Source organism: Pseudoalteromonas haloplanktis ATCC 14393 (assembly GCF_000238355.1).
In the GTDB taxonomy this organism is placed as follows: Bacteria; Pseudomonadota; Gammaproteobacteria; order Enterobacterales; family Alteromonadaceae; genus Pseudoalteromonas; species Pseudoalteromonas haloplanktis.
Window position 1 is genome coordinate 488,128 of sequence record NZ_AHCA01000001.1, and the last position, 23,808, is coordinate 511,935.

The following is a 23,808-nucleotide window of genomic DNA, read 5'->3' on the forward strand; positions in this document are numbered from 1 at the left end:
TTAATTTCCTTGTTGGGTATAAAACTTCCAAGCAACACCAAAGCCAAATGATACATTGCTGTTTTGTTTAACCAATGGACTACTGTGCTGTTTACTATCCGCTAATGAGTGGTATTTTACAAAACCACCCAACCAGAATTTTTTACTATCAAAATTCAATCCTACTGACAGATCACTGCCAGCATAACCTGATTGATTGTTAAATTCGCTACGAGCAAGGTGACTATCCGCGGCGGTTATTCCGTAGTAATAATTTAAATAGCGGTCATCAGCAAAATTTACGTTAGCACGAATACTGGCCGTAAACACGGACTCTGTGTAACTGAGTAACGGAGTTTCAAAGTACACACTTGGCCCATAATGCCAACCAACATTGGTTATCGAGCCAAAATCGGTTGCCATGGCTTTACGGGTAAATAAGCCAACATATAAGTGTTGTGCTGCTTTGGGTGTACCAATTAAATAATAATTAAGTGATGGCCCTAACTCAAACACCCAATCTAGGTCGTCCATGCCTTCACGAGCACTATTATCTTCGCTATCAACAGCTAAACTAACTGAAGCTGATAAGTCTAAATGTAAATTTTCCTGAGACCATAAATAGCCAGTAAAGCTATTACGATCGACATCCAGTTCATCACTTTGGTAGCGAATATACGGTACTGGCATGACGTATTGCTCACTTTGATCAGAGCCTAAATAATGAGGGATATCAGCCATAAAAACGCCACCACCGAGCTCTAATTTAGAAGCGGCAAAAGAGCCACAACTAAATAGCACAAGTAGTAGGTAAATTAGAACACTTTTATGCACCTTGATAACGCTTAAAAATCAGAGAAGTATTAATACCACCAAACGCAAAATTATTACTCATTACATAATCAGTCTGAATTTCTCTACCTGAACCGGTAATATAATCCAACGGCGCACATTGACTGTCTATTTCAGTCAAATTAATAGTTGGTGCAAACCAGTTATCCTGCATCATGTTAATACTGGCCCATGCTTCAATTGCGCCACAAGCACCTAAAGTATGCCCTAAATAGCTTTTAAGCGAGCTGATTGGTTTTGCGCCTAATGCGTTAAAGGTAGCGTGGGATTCTGCAATATCACCACGATCAGTTGACGTGCCATGTGCATTAACATAACCGATTTTATCCGCTGATAAATTAGCATCTTGCAGTGCCATTTCAATGGCCACTTGCATCGTATCAGCAGTGGGTTGCGTAACATGTTGACCATCTGAGTTACAGCCAAACCCAACGACTTCTGCAAGGATTGTAGCGCCACGTGCCTTAGCATGTTCATATTCTTCGAGAATAAGGGTCCCAGCCCCTTCGCCAATAACTAAACCATCGCGATTTGCGTCAAAAGGTCGAGGAGTCAATTTAGGTGTTTGATTTTTAGTACTGGTTGCATACAAAGTATCAAATACAGCAGCTTCCGTTACACATAGCTCTTCAGCCCCCCCTGCAACCATGACTTTTTGACGGCCAAATTTAATCGCTTCATAGGCATAGCCAATACCTTGTGACCCCGATGTACATGCAGAGCTGGTAGTGATCACTCGACCTTTAATACCAAAAAAAACGCCTACATTTACCGGTGCAGTATGCGCCATCATTTGGATATAGCTGGTCGCTGTTACCCCCGCCATCGATCCTGTTTCCATCATTTTTGCAAAGGCAATTAAAGGTTGTGTTGACCCTGTTGATGAGCCAAAGGACACCCCTGTAGAGCCATCGGTTAAACTTGGATCGTCTAATAAACCAGCCTGCTCCAGTGCCAGTTCAGTGGTGCGCGTTGACATAATAGCAACGCGTCCCATTGAGCGCACTTGTTTGCGTTTATAATGAGCTGGTTTAGTAAAATGGGTAATAGGTGCTGCAAGTCGCGTATTTAACTCAGGCAAAGAATCCCAGTCCGACATAACTTGCACAGCGTTTTCACCCCGTTGTAATGCTTCTTTAAATACGGGCCATTGATCTCCAAGCGCAGTAATTGCCGACATTCCCGTAACAACAACGCGCTTCATTAAACCATACCACCATTAACAGAGATAACTTGGCGAGTAATATACGCCGCATCATCGCTAATCAAAAAAGCCACTGTGCCAGCGACTTCTTTCACAGCACCCATGCGTTTTAACGGGATCATCTTAAGCATTTCATCGACAGGTAAATCATCCGTCATTTGCGTATCAATTAAGCCAGGAGCAACACAGTTAACAGTAATTTTACGCTTAGCAAGCTCAAGCGATAGCGCTTTTGTGGCACCAATAATACCTGCTTTTGCGGCACTGTAATTGACCTGACCACGATTACCAGCGATTCCAGACACTGAGGACATAGTAACAATGCGTCCGCCTTTACGCCCTTGTACCATTGGCATCACTGTTGGGTGCACAACGTTATAAAAGCCTTCAAGCCCAGTGCGAATGACACTGTCCCAATCTTCCCCTGACATCGCAGGAAAAGCCATATCATTGGTGATCCCAGCATTGCAAACCACACCGTAATACGCACCATGCTCAGCAATATCGGCTTCAATTTGTTGTTTCGCAGCCGCTCTATCACACACATCAAATTGCAATAAACTGGCATGTTGCCCTAATGCGCTAATTTCATCACAAGTTTGTTGTGCGCTTTCTATCCCAGTACGACAATGCACCGCAATATCGTAGCCATCCTCGGCTAAGCGTAATGCGATTGCCTTACCTATTCCTCGGCTTGACCCTGTTACTAAAATTCGTTTTGTCATTGTTGTTCTCTTATAAATTGCAGTGGGTCATGGGGTTGAAACACATTGATTTTAGCGTCACATAATGCTGTGTTATTGTTTTTTATACAGCATTCAAACACACTTAACCCTGAATCTTCTTGATATAGCTTCGCAACCATAACCTGTAATACTGAGCCAAGTTTAAAAACAGGGGTCTGCGTTTGGTATTTACGCGTACCAATTAAAAAGCCTATTTTAACCGCCTCGCCTTGGTCTTTAGCCAAAGCGCCTGCATATGCAGCAATTGCTTGTGCCATATACTCAGTACCAATATAACTTGGTACACCTTGTAAATCATCTGAATAAAATGCACTGCTTGGTGAAATAGTCACTTCGCAAGTAGCGCTATTTTGTTCATAAGCGATGAGTTTATTGAGCAAAATCATAGGGGCACTATGAGGTACTACTTGCTCAATATTATAGTTGTTCATCAATAAGTCCTAGTACTACACTGACATTATTACCGCCAAATGCAAACGAATTGGACAAGCAATATTTTAGAGGTTTTATAAAAGGTGAAGTTAATAATGCAATTTCACCAAGAGAGGGGTCTTTGTCACCTGAATTAAACGGTAACGTAGCCAAACAATCATTCTTAATTAAACTTAACCAACAAATCCCTGCTTCTATTGCCCCCGCCGCACCAAGGGTATGGCCGCTTAAATGCTTGCTTGAGCTAACTGGCGTATTGTTGCCAAATACACGATTAATTGCAAGTGACTCCATAGCATCATTTTGCTGTGTGGCCGTACCATGCGCGTTAATGTAATCGATCGCATCGGCAGTTATATTGGCATCACGTAAAGCCGCACACATCGCTTGCTCTGCACCACTGCCATCAGGTGCTGGTGCTGAAATATGATGTGCGTCGGAGCTTTCACCTCCCCCCAAAAACGCAACCGTTTGCCCTTGATTACGCTTTTTACTCATGACAAATAATGCCGCTCCTTCACCGATATTTATACCACTTCGAGTCAAAGAAAATGGTTGGCAAACAGCGTCACTAATTGATGACAGAGAATCAAAACCATTAACGGTCAACTGGCATAAACTGTCTACACCACCGCATATAACCACATCAGCAAGATCAGCTAATAGTAATGCCCGTGCGCTGATCATCGCTTTTGAGCTTGAGCTACATGCCGTTGAAATACTGTAACAAGGGCCACCTGCATGCAACTGCTTGGCAATATAGTGTGCCGGAGCGACCAGTGCTTGATCGCTATAACTGTAGTGCAGCGGCCATTGACCCGTTTGTTTAAACTGCTTACGAGAGCGTTCACCTTCATGAATCGATGCCGTACTGGTTCCTACCACTACAGCAATACGCTGCTCAGCAACTTTAAACTGCTCAAGTGTTGGCTTTATTTGCGCAAGTGCATCATCAATCAAAGCATATGTACGTAACATCGCTGATAAAGGCAGTGTTTTAACCATGCCAACATACGTTGATCGACCTGCAAATGCTAATTCATCCGTGGCTGTTAATGTATTGCTGTGTTGAGAATTTATACTATCGATGGTCTGCTGATGCCCTGTCCCCAAAGCACTCACAATCCCTAAATCATTTAACCAAACCGGCATCACTGCTCAACCCTTTGAAATTGTATTTTATAATCATGCTGAAAATTAATAAGTTGGGTTACAGGCCCCGAAAAATTAATAGTGATCAATAGTTGTTCATCATTGCTAATACGTCGCTCATCTTTACGTTCATCCATCACTGCCCCCCGAAGCCGTTTATTTATCTCATCAGCAGGCCAGTGCACTAGCATAATGTCAGCTAAGATAAAACGCGGATCAACCCCCGCTATAGGCAACATTTTAGTCGTTTTTATGGGCGCACCAAATGGCTTCTCTAAAATGAAAATAGGCATTCCTTGTGCCGTCATGACCACTAAATTTATACCTTGTTGATCATCAATACTTAACTGCGCAAGCAAAGTATGCTGCTGCTGTTGATGTGATACGTGTAAAACTTGCTGCCAATTATCGATAACTAACTGCTTAGGTGGATCAGCTAATTCAAGTGAGGCATTATCAGCAATCTCAACCTCATTCTGTGGTGCAAACTGTGTAGTACACGCAGTTAAAAGCATAACAATAACGAATGCTGTGATGCGTATTACGACTGGCATAAAGCCACCAACGTTGTCAGCCTGCGTTCGCTTTGCTTCACAAAGGGGTTTTCGGTATCCCATGCATAACCAGCTAAGATTGCACTGATCATTTCTCTTACCTGATGATTTTGCTCTGTATAAAAAATGACATCCTGAAAACGTCCGTCATACCAAGCGCTCACATAAGTTCTAAAACAATCCACTCCAGACTGCAACGGTTTACTGTAATCCGCCACAAAATCAACCTCTTCACCACGTAAATGACTATCCACTAACGGGGCAATCAAAGAAGCTGATTTAAGCGCAATAGTTACACCTGAAGAAAATACAGGATCTAAAAATTCCCCTGCATTACCTAATAAAGCGAAATTATTGCCCACTAAAGATTTTACATTGGCTGAGTAACCGCTAATACTGCGCGCGGCACCGATCGCTTCTCGTTTATTAAGTAATTGCGCTAAAAATGGATCTTGCTCAATAAAATCATTTAAACATGAAAGTGGCTCAACATCTTTGGCAAACCGAGTCGGCTCTGCTACAACACCGATGCTAGCAGTGCCATCACTAAAAGGGATCAACCAATACCAAACATCTTTATGAATTGGGTGCACATTGATTAAAATTTTATTGCGATCGAAACTATCATCCACAATACCATCTTTAAAATGACTAAAAAAAGCGCTGCGTACAGGAAAATTTGACGGCTGTTCAAGATCTAATAAACGCGGCAGTACACGCCCAAAACCACTGGCGTCTAACACAAATCGCGCTGTAACTTTGTAATTGTTTTGTTGCTGATCTTTTACTTCTAATTGAGCGCCCTCTGCCAAGTTGTGATAGGCGACAACGGTATGTTGATAACGGATCTCAGCACCTTGTTGAGCAGCACCATCGGCAAGGCATTTGTCAAAATCGGCACGTTTAACTTGGTAAGTAGTCCCTGGGCCTTGGCTAAACTTTTCAGTAAAATCAATACTTGCATGCTCACCACTGCGTTGAAACGCAGCCCCATTCTTAAATTGAAAACCCAGTGCTGCGGCATTGGAATGCAGAAGCTCAAGTAAGCCTGCTTGCTCCAAATACTCCATACACTGCGGTAACAAACTTTCACCAATTGAAAAACGAGGAAACAACTGCTGCTCAAGCACTAATACTTGCCACCCGCGTTTTACTAATAAACTGGCTGCCACCGCGCCAGATGGCCCGGCACCAATAATCACCACGTCGTAATGTTGATTTTCCGTATTCACCTATTTTTCCTTTCTTTTAGGCATTGCCAATGTCAACGGCGCCAAAATAAATATAGCGATTAAGCCGATCATAATTGTTAAACCAAAGCTATAGATTGCAGGCGTGATTGACATCGCTAACATTCCAAAGACCCACATGGATGAAACCGCTGATAAACTGATCGCTATAATATTTTCTCTACTCAATTGATTTACTTGATAAAAAATAAGGTAATCAATAGATAGCGCCATTACCAACAAACTACCAAGCAAATTAAAAATTGATAAACTACCTTGCAGCACACTGCATAACGATAAAATAATCGCGATAGTAACAGCAAGTACTGCCATTTGTTTAAACGCGCACACCACCCCAAATCGCCATGCAAACAAAAAACCAGCCAACAAGATAGCGCAACCTAGGGTAATAAGCAGTGAGTGACTATAGTGTGCCAGCCCCTCACTCAGCAACGCCACTTTATTGTAAACCAGCAAGTGCGGATCGGCGGATGCAGACTCTGCTAAAACACGCGTGGGCACATCAGTGACCATAAACCAACTGGCCACAAATTCGTCGCTTATCATTACTTGTTGCTCGATGAAAGGTGCTAAAGGCGATGTGAGTAGAGAATCGAGCGTTAACACCTTTGTAGAGACAATAATTGGCTGCCCGGTCATATTTTCTACTTCGGTGAAGAAACCTTGTTGCTGTTTTTCTTTCACGAGCGCACTATTTCGCATTTGCATCGCTGCACTTGGCAATAAATCGCTAAGCACATTAACTGTTGCATCGGGGTATTGTAAGCTAAGCGTAGTTTTAAAGCTGGCTAATTGCTTAAGCAATGCTTGTTCATCATCTGCAAACATGATCATGATTTGGCCATTACCTCGCCCTAATAATGATAAATGAAATGCTTCATTTTCAATCAACGTCTGGGGGCTTGCATTTAACAAGCGAACATCATTATTAAAGCTGACGGGGGTATGTAAATAACAGAGTGCGATCAACAATACGCTAGCGAGTAATACATAGCGGCGCAGTTTTAGCCAACACAGTAAGATTTTTTTGAGTTTATTGGCAATATTAATTATTGGCGCTGCAATGATAAGCTGATGCTGCCACTGTTGCGTAATGAGTAAAGTGCATAACCATGCGCTAAACAACCCCGCAACCACAAATACACCAACTTGAGCCAGTAATAACATAGGCGAAAAATATAAACTGGCGTAGCCCAGTGAAGTTGTCAGCAAAGATAAAAGCAGCGCGACCTTTACCCCTCGGCTATAACCATTTGCCTGACCACTGGACAAGTCCAACATGCCATGAAAAGAATAATCAATGGCAATACCAATAAGCGTAACGGCAAAGACTAAGGTGAGAATATGTACTTCAGAGAATGCCATTAGTAATACCGTTGCACCACCTAAAATTGCGCTCAAAACAGTCAATGAAGCAAGCCAAAGTGCAACACTTGAACGAAACACCCATATAATCATAGTGATCAAGGCCAGCAGGCTTAAAGTACCAAATAGAGTCATTTCATATTTGGCTTGGCTGGCATTGGCACTGGTATGAAATACCGCCCCAGAATAACGTACAGTGGTTTGCTCAAAATCTACAGCTAATTGCGATAACTGTTGTTCAATGCTTGCAGTGAGCTGCTGTGCTTGTTCAATACCAAAGGCATTATCATTGATCTGTGCAAATAACAGATAGTATTTGGCGTCATTATGTAAGACTGTTAAACGGTTTTCTTCTAGATTAAAGGTTTGTAGAGTTTGCATTTGTTGGGCTAAAAAACTGCCCAAACTCAAACTCGTATCAAGATGGATAGTGGTACTGACAAAAGGATCAGCAAGTTGGCTAAGCTTCTGATAATAAAAAGTATTAAATGCTTGTTGAGACTCAAGTGCGGCGCGATATTCTTGACTTAGTAAACGCCCAGCGTAAGGTGCATAAAATTGACTTAATACATCAATGCGTGGCACATTAAAACGCGCGGGTAGATCATTAGCAATCAGCCACTCGTTAAGCTTGTCATGCGCTTGTTTGGCATGTTTGCCAGTAATAGAAAACATGATTTGTTGTTTATTATCGGCAAAAAAGTGTGCTTCAACGTTGTCAATACGCGTATCAGACTGTGGCATTAAAGCTAAAATATCACTATCAATTTGCGGTTTTTGCAACACAATAACCACTGTTAATAAGAGTACCAGCGCCAACAACCAAGCGAATGCAATAAACCTACGAGCCACCTTAATTTATGTCCGAAGCTTCAGCGGTTGTAGGCTTAACAGGCGCAGAATAGTTAAAACGTATTATTGTGTAGTTAGCATTGTGTTCATTTAGTCGCACCTGTTGTACATTCCCAGCCACAACACACAACTGAAAACTGACAAACAACTGGCTTAATAGCTGATCTTTTGGCAACAACAACGAACAGCCTTCTTGCGTATCAGCAGAGAACGTAAACTGTGGCTTTAGCGCGTCTAAATCATGGCTGATTATTGCCTGTAATAAACTCACAAAAGGAGCCGCCCCCGGTTGTAGCACCACTTCACCTTGCGCATTCTCCAGATAAACTTGGCCATTTTTAATCAATAATGTATTCGTTACTGGTTTTGTCACCTGCCATTTCAGTTGCTCTGCATCTAATAGAAACACACCACTGGAAATAAAAGGCTTAGTGAAACCAGCAAAGTATTTTTCTTGGCTAAATTCCCCGGCTCTATTGGGCGGCTGTTCAGCTGCTGAAATCACTGTTGTTAATAAACAACTTAGGCAAAATAAAACGAATCGTATCATCAGATGACCTTATGCAGTTTTTCACTTATAACTGCTGGAGATACATATTGTAGCTCATGTGTTTGCACGTCAACAGCCACCTGAACAGTGGTTGCTTTAGTGAGTTTTTGCGCCGTTTGACTATCGGTAATTACATAATCGATACGTAAACGCGTTTCATATTCTTTTAAATAAGCATCAACACGTATTTTCTGCGCGAACGTCGCAGAGCTGACATATTTGATCCGCATATCAACAATTGGCCACGCATAACCTGACTCTTTCATTTGGATATAGTCATAATCAAATAAACGCAGTAGCTCACAGCGAGCAACTTCAAGGTAGCGGGCATAGTTACCATGCCACACCACATTCATTGGATCGCAGTCATGAAAAGGAATGTCAATTTCAACGTGCGCACTAAGCAGCGCCCCTTTACTATTCATACAAACTCCAGCGTTTATTTTGAATTGCTGCAACAGTAAACCTAAGTACACTCTCTAACGGGCGGTCTTCATCAAGCACTTCAAAATACTCACAAATATCGTTATACATTGTTTGTACGTCTGCTGTTAAGCTTGAATAATCAAGTTCATTTTGAGCAATTCGCAATCGCAATGCTTGCACGCTCGCCAGTAACGTACTGGCAACGACTTGCTCTGTTAATTGTAAAATGCGTAAACAATCACGGGCAGCGATGGTGCCCATACTCACTTTATCTTGATTATGGCATTCAGTAGAACGTGAAAATACGCTCGCTGGCATCGTTAATTTAAGTGCTTCTGCGGTGTACGCACTTGCCCCAATTTGTACCGCTTTAAAACCATGATTGATATAACGCCTTTCGCTGGTACTGGCTGACAAATTTGATGGCAAACCATTGTTATAGCGCGTGTCCACTAAAGAAGCAATTTGCCTATCCGCTAAATCAGCTAAATTTGCTACGGCGGTTTTCATACTGTCCATGACCATGGCAATATGGCCCCCATAAAAGTGCCCGCCATGGAGAACATGTTCGCCTTCGCCATCAATGATCGGATTATCATTAGCAGAGTTAAGCTCATTTTCAATCATTTGCCTAAACCAAGGTAAGCTATCTTGCACTACACCAATAACATGCGGCGCGCAGCGAATTGAGTAACGATCTTGTAGACGGTCCGCATTGCGAGGATGCTCAACATGGTTTAAGTCGCCCCGGATCCAACTAGCCACTTGTTGCTGACCTGGGTGTGGCTTAACCGAAAATAAAATATCATCAAAGTGATGACTATTGCCTTTTAAGGCGAGGCTTGCAAAAGCAGTAATTCGGCTGGTTAACTTAGCTAAATATGCACTGCGGTCAAACGCTAAACAGGCCAAGGCCGTCATTACCGCGGTGCCATTCATCACCGCCAGACCCTCTTTAGGTCTCAGTGTTAACGGTATTAAACCCAGCTCTTGCATCACGCTTAAACTATTGCGAATTTCGCCTTTATAGAATACATCGCGCTCACCCACCATGGCTCCCGCAACGTATGACAATGGCGTTAAATCACCACTTGCACCAACGGATCCTTCTTGAGGAATAACAGGCACAATATTATGATTTAAATAGGCCGTGAGCAGATTTAGCATATCCCAACTAACACCAGAATACCCTTGTGATAGTGACGCCAAACGTGTAGCTAATATTGCGCGCCCCTGTGCCACATTAAACACATCACCTAAACCACAACCGTGGAAACGGGTTAAATGCAGTGGTAATTCATCAACCAGTGTCAGGGGTACTTTAACTGTCACCGAGTCACCATAGCCTGTGGTTACGCCATAGATCACGCCATCTTCTTTTAATAATTGATCTAAAAAGGCCACTGCGCTGTTAATTTTACGCGCTAAGTGTTCATCACCAGAGAGCGCAACGGCGCCCTGCTCTAATGCAATATGCACAATATCTTCAATTGTTAAACGTTGCTTTCCAAATACTGTAGTTGCGAGATCCGACACCTTACTTCCCCTTCTTTTGGTCACGGATCACCGTGTGATCATTTTGCCAAAAATCATAAAAATTAAACCATTGATATGGATACAAAGCCGTATAATGAGCAAGCCGCGAGGCATAATCCGCTATAACTGTTTGTAATGCCTGCTGACGTGTTTTACGCGGTAAAACAAGTTTATCCGCGTATTTTTCAAATACAACACGATAGAACACGCCTTTTTGTTCGCTGCGATCTTTTAAACAAAATAAAAAGAATACCGGGCAATCAAGTAATGCAGCTAAAATAAATGGCCCTTGTGAAAAAGGCGCAGGCTTAGCTAAAAAATCACACTCTACTACTCGCCCTGCACTGGAGCTGCTGGTTCTGTCACCAACAATCACCACTATTTCACCTTGTTCAACTTTTTCTTTCAGCAAGATTGCAATATCAGGACCCAAGTCTGTCACTTGGATTAAATTAACGCTAACAGCAGGATTGATCCGCTGAAGGATTTTATTAAATTCAACCGCATGATGAGTAAAAACCAACACATTAATAGCTTTACTCCGGCGATGTTGGCTAAGCGCACGACACACTTCAAGATTACCAAGATGAGAACCTATAAACACTGCGCCTTGGCTCTGCTCATCTAATTGTTTATACAAAGCTTCATTTGTATACACAATGTCAGATTGCTTAATACGATTAAGCCATGCATCTATTTTATCAAATGCGCTATCGGCAAATGAGCGAAAATGGCGAAAACTATCACGCCAAGTTGCCTGCTTGTCCACGCCATTGTAGTGATTAACTTGGGTTAAAAATTGCAATGACGCTAAACGTGCCGTTTTCCCAGAGAGAAAAAAATACAATAAAACTGGAAATAACACTATCCACAAACCTTTGCGCCCAAGTACTCGATAAGCAAATAGCAAAGTTTGCATGCCAAACTGATTACCGCGTTCTTGCATTTTTGACCAATGTTTTACTGTCATTAACCTGCGACCTTGCGCCAAAGTAATCTAGGCATACGCACTAACATGCCAAAAAATAACCGCGTATGTAACCAAGAAATACCTAGGTTATCGTGCAGAGCGCGAAAATGAGACACGCCATCTTCAGGGTAAATCACGTGAGTTGGAATAAATGTAACGCGCGCACCTTGCCAATATAAGCGCACTAAAATTTCAATATCAAAGTCCATCCGCGTGCCTAATGCACGTTTATTCATTAATCGCTCTGTGTATTGCAGCGGATAAACCCTAAACCCACACATCGAATCAACAATATCAAAACTCAGGGTTTCAACCCATACCCAGAAATGAGTGATATAACGACTTAAATAACGATGCTTTGGTACTGAGCTATCGTAGATTGGGCAGCCACTGACTACATTTTCAGGTGCACTTTCACTGGCGGCAATCAATTTACTAATATCGTTTAAACTATGCTGGCCATCGGCATCAACTTGTATTGCGTGGCTAAAACCATTTGCAAATGCGTAGCGTAAACCGGTTTGCACCGCCCCACCTTTACCTTGGTTTTCACTGTGGGTAAGTAACCTTAAAAAAGGGTAACGTTGCTGCAGACTAGAGAATATCTGCTTCGCATCTGCATCACTGCCATCATCAATCATAATAATAGGTAATGACAACTCAGCCAGTTCGCTTAATACATCAGCAATCGCATGAGTATGATTATAATTAGGAATAACAATACAATACTGATTCATGATGGTTGCGATGCAAAGACGAGCCTACCACTGGCATGTTGGCCTTTGTCAGAATGATAACTGAAGATACATTTACCGCTTTTATTTCGTTCAAGCGTGAGATTAACCGTCATATTAGCCGTGGTGACAACCTGAAATTTAAGTACTTCTACATCATTTACTGTACTTGGAAATGCCAAATACTGCTGGGCAAATTTTACCGCCCAATCCAGTTGTACAACACCCGCTAAAATAGGGGCATCAGGAAAATGGCCACGAAAATAATCTAACTCTTCACTGATGTATAACGCCAAACTCACTTTGTCTTCTGACTGCGATAACACAGTGACATCTGGCTGGGTGTTATTCAGGCTTTGCAAAGTACTGCTCCATGGTTTTGATATGTAACTTAGCTTGGCTATTATAAGGAAGCGCTTGAATATAGCGCCATTTACGAGGCAGACAAACACGCTCAAATCGGCTCGATAAGAAATTAATCAGTAACCGGTTTAACGCCAATTTTCCCTGTTCCTCTAAATACTGCTGACCTGCTGCACTGAGTACAACCAACGCACCAATCTGCACACGTTTAGCTGGCACAACCAACGACTTAGCTTCTTGTACCCATTCATGCTTTACTAATTGCCCTTCTAATTCATCAAGATTTAGCCGTTTTTCTTCAATTTTGATGGTGCGATCTAATCGGCCTAACAGATGAAATTGACCATTACTGAGCAGTTCAGCGCTGTCATCTAACGGGACGTTTTTTTGTTGTAAGATATAAGAATTTAACAATAATCGGCCATGCACATTCACTAACAACTGATTACCTGAAAATGGCTGCCATGGTGTATTGATTGACGCATCTAATACTTGCCGATAGGCAATCCCACCCGTTTCCGTACTGCCATATACTTGCGTGATTGGTCGTTTAAGCTGCTGATATAGAGTCTCAGCATGTTGATTATTTAACGGGCCACCCGATGAAAATAACCATTGCAGCGAGGCGCTTTGTGTCATTAAAACGTTATCGTTACACAACCTAGCTAATTGCGCAGGACTTGAGACTAAAACAGCTTGCGGGCACGATTGTAATTTTTGAGCAATATGTTCAGGGTATTGCAGTTGGGTGCTATCAATAATGTGACCATTTGCTAAAGGCCATAACAAACGAAACAGTAAGCCATAGATATGTTGATGCGATACCGTTGAGATAAAGGTCAGGCGGCCTAACAACTGAAAGCTTGAACTCAATACCATCAACTCACGATTGAGAACATGCCATGATTTAACAATTGGTTTTGATTGACCAGACGAGCCTGAGGTATAAAACACCACCATCGCTTCGCTAGGCCAAGTCAACGTAATATTTGATGGGTTTACAACCTGTGGCTGTGTCTCAATATTTAGCAACCCTTGTGTAAATACCAGCTGACTGTCATCACCGCAAAAAATAGCACTTTGTTGTAAAAAAATTTGCAAAGTCTCAGGCTGACCGTTAGGCGGTAAAATAACGGTATGGCCGCGAGTTGCTAAGGCAAATAAGCGCACGGCAAACTGATAAGTATCGGGATGAAATAACACCACCTGACTGGCAGGTTTTAATTGCTGTAATTTACTTTGAAACTGCTTAATATCCGCAACAAACTCGCTGTGTGTGATCAGCCGTTGGTCGACAAAAAATGCAGCCTTGTCGTCAAATTGTATTGGTCTAACTGGCATTGTTCTTTACCTTTTGTCTTACTAACCACTCAATTGCCATAATTAATCCGATCAGAATATAAGCAATTAAACCATTATACAGCGTCCATACCGATAGCGATGTGTATAAACACGTGTACAGTGCAGCGCTGGCATTAATAATAAAAAAAACACACCACAATTTAGTAACTTGGCGAGTGTAACGGATACCTTTGGCGTCTAATTTAGGTTCACGAAGACGCGCAAAGCTTTCAATTACCGGGGGGCCAAAACGCAATGAAAACGCAAACGTAATAGCCATAACTGTATTTATAATAACCGGATACAAACGTAAGCCAATCTCAGTGCTTTGCCACGTTGAAATAGCCAACGCTATTACCGCCAGTACACTTGCAGGTAGGAGCCAAGGCATACGTTTTAGCAACTGACGGCTCACAACTAAACGAATAATAACTAAAGCAATCAATATCATACTGACATATTTCACTGACGTATATTGCAAACCAAAATACACGATAAATGGGTATAAGGTTAAACACACTAGCGCCAGTGTTATACTGATTGCCTTGAGCATAATAAAGCGCCTAAATAACTAATTTCTCAACTTCAGCAACAACATCTCGCACAGTTCTAACTTGCTTAAAGGCATCTGGATCAATTTTTTTGCCCGTGATTTCACGTAACTTCACCACTAAATCTACGGCATCTATGCTATCTAAATCTAAATCTTGATAAAGATGCGCATCAAGATTGATATCATCAGCTTCAATCTCAAACTCCTCAACAAGTATGTTATGTAAAACATCGTAAATTTCTGCTGCCGTTTTCATGCTTATTCCTACTTCTATTGTGCGTATTAAGATCTGTTATTTTCGATAAACTCAGCCAACGCATCAACAGATGCAAAATGGGCTTTTGTTTGTTCTGAGTTAGCGTCAATTTTTACATTAAACTCTTTTTTTATAGCCAAGCCTAATTCTAGGGCATCAATACTGTCTAAACCTAAACCGTCAACAAACAAAGGTTGATCATTTTCGATATCTGCAACTGTCATATCTTCTAAATCTAAGCTGCTAATAATTAATAGCTTTATTTTATTTTTTAATTCGCTCATAACGTGTTAGTTCCTCTGAAAAATAGTCTTGTAGTTGACGAGTCAAATACCGCGCTTGCATTGACGGTGGCTCGTCATTTAAATCATTATTATTTTTAAATTCAACTGATGTAAATTTCATCATAAAATGTGCCCGGGTAGCGGCCACTCTATACCACGGCGTGCCTTTTGTAAGGGTACTTGGCTGCATAGTTATCAGTACACAAGCAACAGATGCTTTGCACCTGAGTACAATATTCGCAGCACCGCGCTTAAATTTTAGCCCGCTATTTGGCTGCGTACGTGTCCCTTCTGGAAAGATAATTAAATTGTTACCTGCCGCTAACGATGCTTGGCACTCAGCTAATAACTCTTGCGGATCTTGATTACTAATGTAACCAGTACTTTTGATTACGCCACGCATAAATAGGTTTTTAAATAAATGAGCTTTAACCACACAATCTGCATCTTTAATTACTGAAATTAACACAACGACATCAATCAAAGATGGATGATTTGCTAACACCAGCTGGCCTTTTAGATTGGCAAAGCGCGCTTTATCTTCAACACTAAAGTGGATCACCCCAAGGGTATGCATCATAGCGACAAACGCTTTAAAACAATAGTGTACCGTTAATCTTGCTTGGTATTTTCGCTTATCTACGGATGACTCAAAGAGTCTTTGCATGGGTAAAACCAGCAGTGTTAGCACAACGCCGCCAAAGCCAAATATGCTAAAGCACAATCCAGTGGCAAAGATCCGCCAAATATAATTTAGTTTTCCAATACAATTAGCCAGCATGAAACGTTAGCATCCATGCATCTTGGCTATTGAATAAGATAGTTTCAGGCGTTTTATTTACCAATGCAATGGCAAATTGGAGACTGATCGGCAGTAACTGTTTTGTATCTTCTGTTGATTCAAACTCAATTGGCTGAAGTGAAAAATAGCCCTCACCAGGTTTTGCCAATCTCAAGGATAAAGCAACACTATGATCAACCTGTAGCTCATCTGCAAAACACTGATATTCTACTGGTAATGCGCGATCAGCATGGCAGAGTATGAGCTGTTCACATTGCTGGGTATATAGGCGCGCGTAACTATCAAACAAGGTGCTAATGATACTTTCATTACCACAAGCAATAGCATTCATTGCAGCTGTATTATTATTAAGAATAGAAAAAATGCCCACTGCCGCGTTATGCACACTCAAACCAAACGCTGTGGGTGATAAAGCATCTTGAATACAGATAGCATCAAGCAAGCCTGCGGTTTTTGGAAGGTCACCATGACGAGATGAAAAGTTAACGGCAAGCGGTTGCTCACCTGCAACCTTGTGCATACAGTGCAAAGCCATTTTCATAAATGGACTTAAACGTCTGCGCTGCATCGGTGCAACCCAGCTTAAATCTATATCTTGGTAAGGAAGAGATTCGAGTCCACTAATTTGCTGCTCAGGCGCAATCCATACACTAAAATTATCAACAACAAATTCCACAGGCTGAATGGTCTTATTACTCTAAAAGGCGAGCCATTTTACCTATTACTCTACAAAATGCAAAATTTTGGTGCTTAACCGTAGATAAATTAAGCACCCATTCATATTTAGAGTAAAATCACTTCTTGCTCAACAAGCTCAGTGGCATGTTGACCAATAATTTCATGCTCTTCACGTTCATTGATCAAGGTTACTCCCAGCGCCTGTTGCTGCGCATTCAACGGCACATAAGGAAGCCTAAATACTGGTTTGACTGCACCTGTCATCATCAATGCGGTATTAATCGCAATTGGATTTGGCTCACAGAATAACCAGTTCATTAATGGCTGTAACGAGCTGTTTAACTCATCATTTTTTGTATCCATTAATTGGCGGAACAAACCAGGAATTAAATTAGACGTAACCGAGATCACACCATGTGCTTTATAGGTATGACGAGCATCGTGTGCTTCGTCGTCATTACCTGACCAACAGGCAATACCTTGTTGCTCATAATGATTAATCCGCTCATTACCACCACACTCTTTAACACCAATAAAGTTCTCGTGTTGTGCTAGAGGTTCAATAATATCAGGTGTTAAATCTTGGCCGGTGCGCCCTGCTACGTTGTAAATAAACGCAGGACCAATGGCTAACACACGCTTAAAGTGCTCTTTTACACCTGCAATCGACGTACGGCCATAATAGGGGTTAATTTGCAGTGCTGCATCCATACCGCTGGCAAAGCCATATTCTGTGGCTTTAATTGCTTCGCGCGTATTATTACTGCCTGTATTACCCACAATGATCAGCTTATCTGAATACTTATTAACACTGTGCGCGATCAGCATTAAATGCTCTTCCCAGTTCATTAACTGGCCTTCACCTGTAGTGCCACCAACCACAATGCCATCAACACCGGCAGCGATTTGCTGTTCAACTAAAAAGTCATAGGTGGCTAAGTCAATTTCACCACTGGTTAAATACGGTGTTTTAATCGCTGTTATAAGGCTTGCTTGTTTAATTTGTTCTAGGGTGCGCATAAAAAATTATTCTTAAAAAAACTTGCCGTAGTTGTAACATAAAAGTAGCCGTTTTCCGAGTGTTGCGTGGTTAATTAATTAAATTACTTGTGTTGTTGAAAGGCTTAGTCCAAAATAAACAACTGTATAAATGAACAGTATATTTATTTTTTAACTTTGAGTGCACTTTATATGCGTTTATCACGATTTTTAGCAACCCATTTTTATCACAGCGAAGAGCTATGCCATGCATTAGCGATTGATGAAGATACGCTACTGCATTGGCAAGACAGCGGATTATTCCCTAAACCCAGTTATTGCATTAAAAATCAATTAAGTTGTAGCTCATTCTCGGGGCTGTATGAATGTGAAGAATACGACGACTACTACCCGCGCGGCTGTGTAAACTGGGGGCAAGGGCTTGCTAAACAAAAAATAACCTCGTCAAGTCAAGCATTTAGTTTTTTTGCCCAACACTATATGGCCGCACTGAATAAACTCGCACAGCAAGGGTTTGAGTTTAATGAAGAACTGTTTGGCAGTGAAATTGAAGAACACTTACAACAAGTGTGGCAACAGTTTTTATGCAGTAAATATGGTGTACTAACACAAAACGGTTTAATTGATGAAATAGCCGCCGTTGATATTGGCCGCTTAGTGGTTGACGACATCACTGAACTGCGCACTAAAGCTAGCCTAAATCAAGATGAACGCACACGCCTCCACCCCGCCATGAAGCTACTAAACCGCGCACTAAGCCACGGCGCAGAGCACGAAAAACAACATACCCTACGTGCCCGTTATATCGATGCGCTGGTGCTTAAATATGATTTATCGGTTAAGTGAAGAAGGGAAAGGGGCTAGGTTCTAGGTAAAAACCAAAGCATTTCGCCGTTAAATTTATCACTGTAGGTTGTGGTTGAGAGCAACGAAACCCAACGATAAAAAGTTAAAGCAGTAAACCCCAACTAACAATAGAAAAGCCAAAATTCAGCGCTACGTATAGGGAATGTTTGTAACTTTGCCAGGTAACATTATTAATCGCCGTTTAGGTGTGTTATAAACCACCAAAATGGTGTTCAATAAGTTATAAAGCACGGAAGTTTTGATGAAAGCCTCAATTATTGAGTTCACAAGTTATAGTGGTAATCAAATACATATTGAATCAATCAACTACGATTTAGACTATTTAAAAGTAGTTGTTGTCGCTAATTCTAATTTACGAATTGAAATATGTTTTCATCAGCCAATTGGTTTTAGATGTCTCGATGAAGGTGATTTATTAGAGTTTTGGGCAAGCAATCAAATAACTAGTAATTGGCTTTTACAAATACATGATTCTGGTTGGTTCGCACAAGAAAGTAATCGCGCTGGCTTCTTATCCAAAGGTAATACTTTAAGTGAGTATTTGATTAAAGGCAGCAATGAGTGTTTAAATGTTCTAAGCACAGATAAGCCGGTAATAAGTTTGGTATAAATGCTTTATAATCGGGTAGCCGGAGGTCTCTAACCTCCAGCTCCCACACCACCCATCATGCGCTTTTTATTAACAGGAAGTGCGATGGGCAGTTCATCTTCCGTAATGAATATTGCTCCAAACTTCCCTCAATGATACCAAACCTTGTGAAGCTAAGTGACCACTACTGATGTCATTGTCATCCAGTAGCATATTACAGAGCTTTAGATCCACTATTAGCTGATAAGTATTTGCCATTAGGCGGTAGTGACACTATAGTAACACTATTTAAGTAGGGCATATTATGAGAGTAGAACTAGTAACAACTTTGAAACGTCAGGCGACTAAGATCTTATCTGAGCTTCACGCTTCTAAAGAGCCTGTACTCATCACTGAACACGGACAACCATCTGCATACCTTGTCGATGTTGATGATTTTGAATTCATGCAAAGACGTATGCAAATTCTAGAGGCTTTAGCGAAAGGTGAAACAGCAATAAGTCGTGGGGAAACACTCTCTAATATTGACGCTAAAGAGAAAATGAATAAATGGCTGAAATAGTTTGGACAAACCCCGCTTTAGAAGATCTAAACGATATTGCTGAGTATATTGCTTTAAGTAATTTGCAATCAGCAAAAAAATTGGTGGTAGAAATATTTGAAAAAATTGAACGCCTTGAAAGCTTTCCTGAATCAGGCAAAAAACCAATTGAATTAGCTAGTTTAAATTACCGTGAAATAGTGGTTAACCCTTGTCGCATATTTTATAAAATAGACAACGATAAAGTTATAATTTTACACGTAATGAGACAAGAACGAGAATTACGAAAATTCTTGTTATTAGCGTAATATACAACTACCTCATATAAGCCAATCCTTGCAATTTCTATCAGGTGCGTTGGCAATAACTTAAATACCAGCCTGCTTTAGCTGATCTTTAGTAAGCTTTTTAGAATTTGGCATTACCCTAAAATCGTCACTTTTCAGAACCGGTGAAAACGACCACTTTATTTTGAGGTTTTCAGTCAGGCCAGCTTGCTGAGTGCTATCAAAGCGTATTAAAAAAGCCTCGAATGAGGCTTTCAGATAATGGTTAACGACGTCTAGGTTGTGGACGTGGTTGAGGGCGAGGTCTTGAATGTACTGGGGGTCTCACCACTGTGACATTATTATAACGTGGGTAGCCTGCGCCATAATACATAGGGTAGCCATAGCCTGCGCCATACCCTACACCATAACTCACAGAACCACTGACTTGGGTGTTTTCACAACCGGCAAGGTTTGCTGTAAGTAAGATGGTAGCTGCACTGATCAACGCAATTTTTAAACGTTTCATTATTTTGCCTCCTGTTCAGTGATACCTAAAATTGCACCATTGGGGTCAGAAATAATGGCTAATAGTTCACCTTTTGGTTGGTAAACAATGGTTGCACCTTGTGCGGTTGCTTTTGCTAATACACTTGCTAAGTCAGTTACTGCTACAAAGTTTACCCATTTATCTCGTTGTTCAACTGAGGCGGGTAGTTTTACGATACTTGCCCTTAGCGCTTGTTGTTTTACTAAGTAAAAACTATCTTGGCTATTTGCCACTTGCTCGGTGCTGTAACCAAAGTTTTTATAAAACTCAACAGCTTGTTGAGGATTAACACTAAACAACTGTGCCCAATCCCACTTTTTAGCAATACTTTGGTGTGCTGTGTTGTTTTCGTCTAAATCAAGAAACGCGATAATAGCGCCTTGAGGGTCGGCAATCACAGCACGTTTACCATATAAAGCAAAGTCATGAGGTGGAAAAATAATAGACGCATTATGCGCAACAGCATCATCTACACTTTGTTGAACATTGCTGGTTGCAACACTGCCGATCCACAAAGCGTTTTCGCTTTTGTTATCTTGCGCTGGACGTTCAATAACACCTGCAATCGGTTGCTTACCGTCATAAAGTAAATGATAACGGCTATTTTGTTCGGTAAAGTCTTTAACAGACCAGCCGAAGGTAGTGGTGTAAAAGTCTAACGATTTTTGTACATTGCCAGTATACAAGTCAGCCCACACAACCTTCCCCTGGGAGCTTTGCTCAACAGTTATTGGTGTAGTGACCTGTGTTTCGGCCAGTGAACTAATACTATTAAATGACAGTAAGGGAAATAAAACAGCTAAACAGTACGTGCTAATTGGTTTCATAAATAAATCATCCTTTTTCAATGATTCTACGTTATTTAAACTGCAAGTCTATAAGTGATTGAGTTTTATTCAATTTAATATACGGCACATACAAGGCTAGTTAACAACTGCTTTTATTTTCCCAAAGTATGCTAATAGCATTGCTAATGCACTGGCAATAAGACTGGCCGTGGCAAAGAAATACACTAAGCCTAATGCACTGCCCCACGTATAAATTGCGCTAGTGATGGCAACGATAAGCACAGCAAAACCCATAAACTTTAATAGCCTAGTAGTTTGCCTTGTTGCCCGCTTCGTTTGGCCAAATACATCATTATAATGGCGTTGCAGTGATAAGCTTAGCAATATAAAGCCTAACAATTGCAGCAGTACTTGCAGTAATATCAACATCGCTAAACTCCATTTGCAGTTTGTTTTATAAGCGGATTAAAGGCATCTATACCGCTGCGTTTTTGCAACACAACAGCGGCAACAGCAAAGCCACCTGCAATTAACAGCATCGTTAAGTCAAACCCCAGCATTAACCAATCGTTATTGTGCAAGCTTGCTAACATACTGTGCTTAGTTGTCAGCATATTCACCAGTGGTATCAAGGCATAGGCCGCAGCTGCTAACCAGAGCATATTTTGCCAGGCTTTTTCAGCCACTCGTGCCAAGCAAAAACAGCAACACAGTGCAAACACTATAAATAAGCTGTGCATTTCCCAATGGGCACGACTGGCCATTTCAATGGGTAATAAACGGTTTGCCCAAAAGTAAGCGGCTATGGCTATGGGTAGGCCAACAACCACTGCGGCGTTGAGTTTGTCTATCACATTGATAAACCTAGATTGCTGTTTTTTACGTTTTTGCACCCAAATAATCATTCCAGTTGCAATCATTCCTGCTCCTAACAAGCCTGATAAAAAATACAGCCATCTTAAGTAGATGTCAGCAAACAAGCCTTCATGCAAATGCTCCAACACATCATAAACCTCTGCTGCACTGTATTTTTTTCCTGTAGCTTGTTCTATTTGAACTTGCCCGCCGACAGCGCGATAAGTAATAAGCGTCGCAAACTCGATGCCCTGCTGGGCATCAAACCACACTTCAAACCCTGGTTGCTCCGTGTTACGGTCTACCAACCCTAAGTAACTTACAGCCTGATCCTTAAAACGTGATTTCGCATCAATTAATGCGGTTTCAAGTGATAAGTTCGCAGCAGGTAACGCTATAAATTGCGTTGTTATGTTTTCTGCTTGCGTTTCATCATATAACTGGCGGTGCATTTTTTGGCCTTCGCCATAGGTTGCATCCACCACCGGCGCGAATGACACGCCCATCAATAAAATAAGCCCACTGTATGTAATCATTAAATGAAAAGGCAGTGGTAACACACTAAAAACATTATGAATATCGAGCCAGCTTCGCAGTCCTTTATTGGCACGAAAAGTAAAAAACTCAATAAATATTTTTTTATGAATAATCACCCCAGTGACTAAACCAATAAGCATGAGCATAGTTGCTAAACTAGTGACCAAATACCCGACAAAAATCGGCACGTAATGTAAGTTATAGTGCAATCGGTATAAGGTTTCGCCACCACTGGTTTCTCTGGTTGTTATCAGTTCCCCCGAACTAGGGGCAAGGTTTTTTTCATGCCACTGTCTTCGCGTTCCAGTCTCTTTATTGGCGGGTTGCAACCATGAGATATCAATATATGGATCACGTGCTGATGGGTAACTAATGTACCACTGTGCGCCGTCTGCTGCATGCGTTGTGAGTTGTTGTTGTGCCGTTTTAAGTATTGTTAAGTCATCAATGGGTTCATTGACAATGGCTATTTCGGGTTTCATCCAACGGTCTATTTCATTTTCAAAATAGCCTACAGTGCCCGTTACAAAAATAAAAAACAGTAACCAAGCAAATGCAAAGCCCGACCACGTGTGTAGCCAGCTCATGGATTGTCTAAATCGAGGTTTCATACTACTGCGGCCCCTGCAAATAGTAATTAAATAAGTGAAGTAAAATACATAAACCACATACAACAACAAAAACACGTAATGTTGTTTTAGTGGCAAATACAAATAACACGGTGATAAGGTAAAAAATAAAGCTAAGCATTAACCCAGTAATAATGCTGTTTGTTTTGTCGCTTAATAGGTGGTTTCCTATCAGTATAGCGCTGAGCATTGCTACAAAATACCCGCCGATTAACGCAATAAGCACGCGAATAGTTACATCAATTGCAGTGAGGTGTTTTTTTGTCAGATTCATTGATAAGCGGTAGGTGCTTTATTAAAGCACCTAC

At 41.3% G+C, this 23,808-nt stretch carries 30 protein-coding genes; 4 read left to right on the top strand and 26 right to left on the bottom strand.

What is annotated here, in order from left to right; all coding sequences use genetic code 11:
• The 21 genes from PHAL_RS0101965 to dapA form a co-directional block, all read right to left on the bottom strand.
• Nucleotides 1-813 carry a MipA/OmpV family protein gene (locus tag PHAL_RS0101965; protein WP_016706726.1) on the bottom strand — a complete coding sequence of 271 codons (813 nt, stop codon included), beginning with the start codon at nucleotides 811-813 and terminating at the stop codon, nucleotides 1-3.
• A complete protein-coding gene (locus tag PHAL_RS0101970; protein WP_016706727.1) occupies nucleotides 806-2,035 on the bottom strand; it encodes a beta-ketoacyl-ACP synthase in 1,230 nt (409 codons plus the stop codon). Before PHAL_RS0101970 ends, PHAL_RS0101965 begins: the two co-directional genes overlap by 8 nt.
• On the bottom strand, nucleotides 2,035-2,760 hold the full coding sequence (gene fabG, locus PHAL_RS0101975; RefSeq protein ID WP_016706728.1) for a 3-oxoacyl-ACP reductase FabG: 726 nt from the start codon (nucleotides 2,758-2,760) through the stop codon (nucleotides 2,035-2,037). Before fabG ends, PHAL_RS0101970 begins: the two co-directional genes overlap by 1 nt.
• Nucleotides 2,757-3,212 (bottom strand): ApeP family dehydratase, encoded by a 456-nt coding sequence (locus tag PHAL_RS0101980; RefSeq protein WP_016706729.1) that lies wholly within the window; start codon nucleotides 3,210-3,212, stop codon nucleotides 2,757-2,759. The genes fabG and PHAL_RS0101980 overlap by 4 nt, the downstream gene beginning before the upstream one ends.
• A complete protein-coding gene (locus PHAL_RS0101985; RefSeq protein WP_016706730.1) occupies nucleotides 3,199-4,365 on the bottom strand; it encodes a beta-ketoacyl-ACP synthase in 1,167 nt (388 codons plus the stop codon). The genes PHAL_RS0101980 and PHAL_RS0101985 overlap by 14 nt, the downstream gene beginning before the upstream one ends.
• Nucleotides 4,365-4,919 carry a DUF3261 domain-containing protein gene (locus PHAL_RS0101990; RefSeq protein ID WP_016706731.1) on the bottom strand — a complete coding sequence of 185 codons (555 nt, stop codon included), beginning with the start codon at nucleotides 4,917-4,919 and terminating at the stop codon, nucleotides 4,365-4,367. Before PHAL_RS0101990 ends, PHAL_RS0101985 begins: the two co-directional genes overlap by 1 nt.
• A complete protein-coding gene (locus tag PHAL_RS0101995) occupies nucleotides 4,907-6,151 on the bottom strand; it encodes an NAD(P)/FAD-dependent oxidoreductase (RefSeq protein ID WP_016706732.1) in 1,245 nt (414 codons plus the stop codon). The genes PHAL_RS0101990 and PHAL_RS0101995 overlap by 13 nt, the downstream gene beginning before the upstream one ends.
• Entirely contained in the window at nucleotides 6,152-8,386 is a 2,235-nt protein-coding gene (locus PHAL_RS0102000; protein ID WP_050901555.1) for a hypothetical protein, read from the bottom strand.
• Nucleotide 8,387: 1 nt separating this feature from the next.
• Nucleotides 8,388-8,936: a LolA family protein gene (locus PHAL_RS22695; protein ID WP_016706734.1), complete on the bottom strand. Its 549-nt coding sequence runs from the start codon at nucleotides 8,934-8,936 to the stop codon at nucleotides 8,388-8,390.
• Nucleotides 8,936-9,361 (bottom strand): acyl-CoA thioesterase, encoded by a 426-nt coding sequence (locus PHAL_RS0102010; protein WP_016706735.1) that lies wholly within the window; start codon nucleotides 9,359-9,361, stop codon nucleotides 8,936-8,938. The genes PHAL_RS22695 and PHAL_RS0102010 overlap by 1 nt, the downstream gene beginning before the upstream one ends.
• Nucleotides 9,354-10,898: an HAL/PAL/TAL family ammonia-lyase gene (locus tag PHAL_RS0102015; protein ID WP_016706736.1), complete on the bottom strand. Its 1,545-nt coding sequence runs from the start codon at nucleotides 10,896-10,898 to the stop codon at nucleotides 9,354-9,356. Before PHAL_RS0102015 ends, PHAL_RS0102010 begins: the two co-directional genes overlap by 8 nt.
• A 1-nt stretch (nucleotide 10,899) precedes the next feature.
• Nucleotides 10,900-11,868 carry an acyltransferase gene (locus PHAL_RS0102020; RefSeq protein WP_016706737.1) on the bottom strand — a complete coding sequence of 323 codons (969 nt, stop codon included), beginning with the start codon at nucleotides 11,866-11,868 and terminating at the stop codon, nucleotides 10,900-10,902.
• On the bottom strand, nucleotides 11,868-12,605 hold the full coding sequence (locus PHAL_RS0102025; protein WP_016706738.1) for a glycosyltransferase family 2 protein: 738 nt from the start codon (nucleotides 12,603-12,605) through the stop codon (nucleotides 11,868-11,870). Before PHAL_RS0102025 ends, PHAL_RS0102020 begins: the two co-directional genes overlap by 1 nt.
• Nucleotides 12,602-12,964 carry an ApeI family dehydratase gene (locus PHAL_RS0102030; RefSeq protein ID WP_016706739.1) on the bottom strand — a complete coding sequence of 121 codons (363 nt, stop codon included), beginning with the start codon at nucleotides 12,962-12,964 and terminating at the stop codon, nucleotides 12,602-12,604. Before PHAL_RS0102030 ends, PHAL_RS0102025 begins: the two co-directional genes overlap by 4 nt.
• Complete coding sequence (locus tag PHAL_RS0102035) at nucleotides 12,948-14,306, bottom strand: AMP-binding protein (protein WP_016706740.1); 1,359 nt, start codon at nucleotides 14,304-14,306, stop codon at nucleotides 12,948-12,950. Before PHAL_RS0102035 ends, PHAL_RS0102030 begins: the two co-directional genes overlap by 17 nt.
• A complete protein-coding gene (locus PHAL_RS0102040) occupies nucleotides 14,296-14,859 on the bottom strand; it encodes a COG4648 family protein (protein ID WP_016706741.1) in 564 nt (187 codons plus the stop codon). Before PHAL_RS0102040 ends, PHAL_RS0102035 begins: the two co-directional genes overlap by 11 nt.
• Before the next feature lie 10 nt (nucleotides 14,860-14,869).
• Complete coding sequence (locus PHAL_RS0102045; RefSeq protein WP_016706742.1) at nucleotides 14,870-15,115, bottom strand: acyl carrier protein; 246 nt, start codon at nucleotides 15,113-15,115, stop codon at nucleotides 14,870-14,872.
• 26 nt (nucleotides 15,116-15,141) lie between these two features.
• Nucleotides 15,142-15,399: a phosphopantetheine-binding protein gene (locus PHAL_RS0102050; protein ID WP_016706743.1), complete on the bottom strand. Its 258-nt coding sequence runs from the start codon at nucleotides 15,397-15,399 to the stop codon at nucleotides 15,142-15,144.
• A complete protein-coding gene (locus PHAL_RS0102055; protein WP_016706744.1) occupies nucleotides 15,380-16,180 on the bottom strand; it encodes a lysophospholipid acyltransferase family protein in 801 nt (266 codons plus the stop codon). The genes PHAL_RS0102050 and PHAL_RS0102055 overlap by 20 nt, the downstream gene beginning before the upstream one ends.
• A complete protein-coding gene (locus PHAL_RS0102060; protein ID WP_016706745.1) occupies nucleotides 16,170-16,877 on the bottom strand; it encodes a beta-ketoacyl synthase chain length factor in 708 nt (235 codons plus the stop codon). Before PHAL_RS0102060 ends, PHAL_RS0102055 begins: the two co-directional genes overlap by 11 nt.
• A 107-nt stretch (nucleotides 16,878-16,984) precedes the next feature.
• Nucleotides 16,985-17,899 (bottom strand): 4-hydroxy-tetrahydrodipicolinate synthase, encoded by a 915-nt coding sequence (gene dapA, locus PHAL_RS0102065; protein WP_016706746.1) that lies wholly within the window; start codon nucleotides 17,897-17,899, stop codon nucleotides 16,985-16,987.
• Between the two features lie 171 nt (nucleotides 17,900-18,070).
• Here dapA and PHAL_RS0102070 point away from each other — a divergent pair, with 171 nt between their 5' ends.
• The 4 genes from PHAL_RS0102070 (at nucleotide 18,071) to PHAL_RS0102085 (ending at nucleotide 20,183) form a co-directional block, all read left to right on the top strand.
• Nucleotides 18,071-18,724 (top strand): DUF6058 family natural product biosynthesis protein, encoded by a 654-nt coding sequence (locus tag PHAL_RS0102070; protein WP_016706747.1) that lies wholly within the window; start codon nucleotides 18,071-18,073, stop codon nucleotides 18,722-18,724.
• A gap of 262 nt (nucleotides 18,725-18,986) precedes the next feature.
• Nucleotides 18,987-19,355 carry a hypothetical protein gene (locus tag PHAL_RS0102075; protein WP_016706748.1) on the top strand — a complete coding sequence of 123 codons (369 nt, stop codon included), beginning with the start codon at nucleotides 18,987-18,989 and terminating at the stop codon, nucleotides 19,353-19,355.
• A 283-nt stretch (nucleotides 19,356-19,638) separates the two neighbouring features.
• Nucleotides 19,639-19,896: a type II toxin-antitoxin system Phd/YefM family antitoxin gene (locus PHAL_RS0102080; protein WP_016706749.1), complete on the top strand. Its 258-nt coding sequence runs from the start codon at nucleotides 19,639-19,641 to the stop codon at nucleotides 19,894-19,896.
• Nucleotides 19,884-20,183, top strand: coding sequence for a type II toxin-antitoxin system RelE/ParE family toxin (locus PHAL_RS0102085; RefSeq protein WP_016706750.1), 300 nt, complete (start codon nucleotides 19,884-19,886; stop codon nucleotides 20,181-20,183). The genes PHAL_RS0102080 and PHAL_RS0102085 overlap by 13 nt, the downstream gene beginning before the upstream one ends.
• 244 nt (nucleotides 20,184-20,427) lie before the next feature.
• Here the strand turns inward: PHAL_RS0102085 and PHAL_RS0102090 are convergent, their stop codons facing one another.
• The 5 genes from PHAL_RS0102090 to PHAL_RS0102110 form a co-directional block, all read right to left on the bottom strand.
• Nucleotides 20,428-20,670: a hypothetical protein gene (locus PHAL_RS0102090; protein WP_016706751.1), complete on the bottom strand. Its 243-nt coding sequence runs from the start codon at nucleotides 20,668-20,670 to the stop codon at nucleotides 20,428-20,430.
• Nucleotides 20,670-21,518 carry a VOC family protein gene (locus PHAL_RS0102095; RefSeq protein WP_016706752.1) on the bottom strand — a complete coding sequence of 283 codons (849 nt, stop codon included), beginning with the start codon at nucleotides 21,516-21,518 and terminating at the stop codon, nucleotides 20,670-20,672. The genes PHAL_RS0102090 and PHAL_RS0102095 overlap by 1 nt, the downstream gene beginning before the upstream one ends.
• Before the next feature lie 96 nt (nucleotides 21,519-21,614).
• Nucleotides 21,615-21,908, bottom strand: a complete 294-nt coding sequence (locus PHAL_RS0102100) for a DUF3325 domain-containing protein (protein ID WP_016706753.1) — start codon at nucleotides 21,906-21,908, stop codon at nucleotides 21,615-21,617.
• Nucleotides 21,909-21,910: 2 nt separating this feature from the next.
• Nucleotides 21,911-23,458, bottom strand: coding sequence for a PepSY-associated TM helix domain-containing protein (locus PHAL_RS0102105; protein WP_016706754.1), 1,548 nt, complete (start codon nucleotides 23,456-23,458; stop codon nucleotides 21,911-21,913).
• 25 nt (nucleotides 23,459-23,483) lie between these two features.
• On the bottom strand, nucleotides 23,484-23,774 hold the full coding sequence (locus PHAL_RS0102110) for a hypothetical protein (RefSeq protein WP_016706755.1): 291 nt from the start codon (nucleotides 23,772-23,774) through the stop codon (nucleotides 23,484-23,486).
• Between the last annotated feature and the right edge of the window lie 34 nt (nucleotides 23,775-23,808).